This is a genomic window from Rhizorhabdus sp., assembly GCF_018006725.1.
In the GTDB taxonomy this organism is placed as follows: domain Bacteria; phylum Pseudomonadota; class Alphaproteobacteria; order Sphingomonadales; family Sphingomonadaceae; genus Rhizorhabdus.
Window position 1 is genome coordinate 1 of sequence record NZ_JAGMXV010000432.1, and the last position, 2841, is coordinate 2841.

The following is a 2841-nucleotide window of genomic DNA, read 5'->3' on the forward strand; positions in this document are numbered from 1 at the left end:
GCGGCAAGGGGGTCAGGTGTGACCGTCGATAAATCGTCGGTCACAGCGTGGTGATGACGGTGTGCGCCAAAGATGCCAGCATGACGTGTGTAGCCGGCCTTTATCACTTCCGAGAGTTCGCCCGCTGTGCCTTCCGCCGAAGGATAGGCCATTTCCAACCCTGGCTGGCCTTTGAATATCTCGCGCGCACGCGCAACGAATTCGGGCGATGTCATGAGAAAACGATAGGGATCGGCACTCGGCAGCGGCAGCAAGCGCCCCGGCATTTCCTGATAGTCACGTGCTGCGGCATTGGCGCCGAGATGCAACCAGAAAGCCGTCTCGCTGGGGGCTGGACCAAACTTGTCGGCGATATGGCTCGCACCGAGATTCTCATATTCATGCCCGCTGTTGCACAGAAAGAGCAGGCTGTGCTGGGGAAACGCTCGGGGCATCCAGTCGGCGAGCGCGAGCCACATCGCGATGCCCGGCCCCCGCTCGCCGGCGCAATCGGTCCAGCCTGAACGCGGCGTCGAGACGACGAGCCAAGGGCGGCCGGAGCGAACGAGTCGCCCGATTATATTCTGAGCTGCCCGAGCCCCACCGCGCCCGCGCAGCGCTAATTTCGCCGCGGCACCGTGGCGCGCGGCTTCAATCACCGGGGCGGCGAGTCGCGGCGCGAGCAAGGCAAGTGGCTTTTCCGATACGGGATGACCGGCCGGGACATTGAGGAGCAAGGCCTCGCCCGTCGGCCCGGTCGTAATGAGAATGACCCCGCTCGCACCGCGCGCAAGCGCATCGGCGAGCGGCTCGCGCGCTGCACGATCTACGAGGCTCGACCAGCGGCGGAAAGGCAGGCGCACTACGGCGATCGCGCCGTCGAGGCGTTCAGGAATTTCCGCGAGGCGCAGCGGCGCAGCGAGTCCAGCCTCGCCGGTTTCGATGGCGAGCGGTTGTGCGACGAGCGGTATCGTGATGTCGCCGAGCCTGAGGTCGCAGCGCGAGGCCTCGAACCAAGGCACGTCAAACGTCTGGCGTTCGACTTCGAATCCGGCACTGGACAGCCGCTTCGCTGTCCAGTCGGCGGTCCAACGATCGCCCTCGCCGCCCGACTGCTTGTTGCCGGCCTCGGTATAGCTTTGGACGTCGGTGAAGAGGCGTTCGGAGCCGAACATGGTCAAATCCCGAGATACAGCGGCAGCGGAGTTAACCTGCAATGCGATCGGCGCCGCGAGGCCCGCCTTAAGCAACGTGCGGCGGTCGGTCGGGAGGCGGCTCATGTCACTTTTGCGCGGCGGCGGCTGGGCTTAGTCTTTGCGTGCCGGGCCTTATATTCCTCGAGTGCGCGCCCGAAACTATTCTGAGTAACGCCGATCAGATCGCGCGCCACCGCATCGGCGGCATCGCCATCGCGCGTGACGATATGGCGGCAAAGCGCGTCGTAGAGGATGGCCGATCGCTTCGCGGCGTCATTGCCATGCGTCTCGATATAGCTGTCGGTATAGACATTGTGCTGCCAGCGCGCGAGCAGCGCGACCCGGTCGAGGAGCTCCAGCGCGAGCGGCGCATTGCTCCGCTTGGCGATGAAGCGGCCGATGCGGTTCGAGACTTTGATATGCTCGAACGTATTTTCGGTGCGCTGGGTGACATCCTTATATTCGACCAGACGGTGCATCAGTTCGCGCCCGTCGCGATCCGTCATCTCGACCGCAGCCAGGCGGCAAACTACACCGAACAGGGATTTCCACAGCTCATAGACCTCGTTCGCGGCATGCTCGTCGATATCGATCACATAGGTTCCGCGCCACGGGACCACCTTCACGAGACCGATCCGCGCAAGATGACGGAATGCTTCGCGCACGGGCGCATGGCTCACCCCGAAGCGCGCGGCGATTTCGCGCTCGCGCAGCCACGATCCCGGCTGGATGCGCCATTCGACGATGTCGTCAGTCAAGAGACGCGCAATGACGCGGTCTTGAGTCGGTGCACTGTCGTCTTCGGTCTTCGTCGCGCCCATTTCTCTCCGTTCGGCTTTCCCTGCTACCGGCACCATCCTAATCGGACAGTGCACGCGAGCAATCGATGATTGCGAATGAAATTATTATCGATAATATCGAGAATGACAAGCACCAGAAAATGGGAGTCGGAACTTGAAGCGCACCATCCTCTTTTTCGCAGCAGCCGTTGCGGCACAGCCGGCCACGGCAGGCGAACCCGCTCCTCTTCCCGGCTGTGCCGCGGCGATCGCCTATTCCGAGGCAAACTCTGGCGTGGCGCTGCTGATCCTTGAGGATGGCGAGGTTCGATGCCGTTCTGCAGATATTGCGACACCGCAGGAACTCTGGTCGGGCACCAAGAGTCTTGTCGGGCTGATGGCGGCGGCGGCCGTACAGGACGGGCTTTTGACGCTCGACGAGCGGGCATCAGAGACGCTCGCTGAGTGGAAGGGCGACGCCGAAAAGGAACAGATCACGCTTCGCCAACTGCTGTCGATGACAGGTGGTCAGGCCTCAACCGTCGGGAGACCCCAAGGGTATTTGGACTCGGTCAAGGCACCGCTCGCGGCGGCACCGGGCGGGAAATTCCAGTATGGCCCTGCTCCGATGCAAGTCGTCGGCGAAATCATGCGCCGAAAGCTCGTCGCCAAAGGCGAGGACGGCAACCCTCGCCATTATATCGAGCGTCGCATTCTAATGCCGCTAGGCGTAACGGTCGGCGATTGGCGCAGCGGCCCCGATGGCGCACCGCTCATGCCGCAGGGCCTAGTGCTGGAAGGACTGGCGGCGGAAGCCGGGCCCGCAACCACATGGCGCATCGGTCAGTCGCAGGGGCGTCCCGCAGTGATCAACCTCTGGGGGTTTG

The 2841-nt window shown here is 63.2% G+C and carries 3 protein-coding genes; 1 reads left to right on the top strand and 2 read right to left on the bottom strand.

The genetic code is table 11. The annotated features are described in order from the left end of the window. On the bottom strand, nucleotides 1–1259 hold a 1259-nt coding region (locus tag KAY22_RS27355; protein ID WP_296626188.1), incomplete at its 3' end, for a hypothetical protein. After that, nucleotides 1256–1996 carry a GntR family transcriptional regulator gene (locus KAY22_RS27360; protein ID WP_052182486.1) on the bottom strand — a complete coding sequence of 247 codons (741 nt, stop codon included), beginning with the start codon at nucleotides 1994–1996 and terminating at the stop codon, nucleotides 1256–1258. The genes KAY22_RS27360 and KAY22_RS27355, both read right to left, overlap by 4 nt. 133 nt (nucleotides 1997–2129) lie before the next feature. On the opposite strand from KAY22_RS27360, the gene KAY22_RS27365 reads away from it, so the two are divergent. Continuing rightward, on the top strand, nucleotides 2130–2841 hold a 712-nt coding region (locus KAY22_RS27365), incomplete at its 3' end, for a serine hydrolase domain-containing protein (protein ID WP_296626190.1).

Coding starts and splice junctions, on each gene's coding strand:
- KAY22_RS27360 (WP_052182486.1), bottom strand. CDS start 1,996: ATGGGCGCGACGAAGACCGAAGACGACAGTGCACCGACTCAAGACCGC.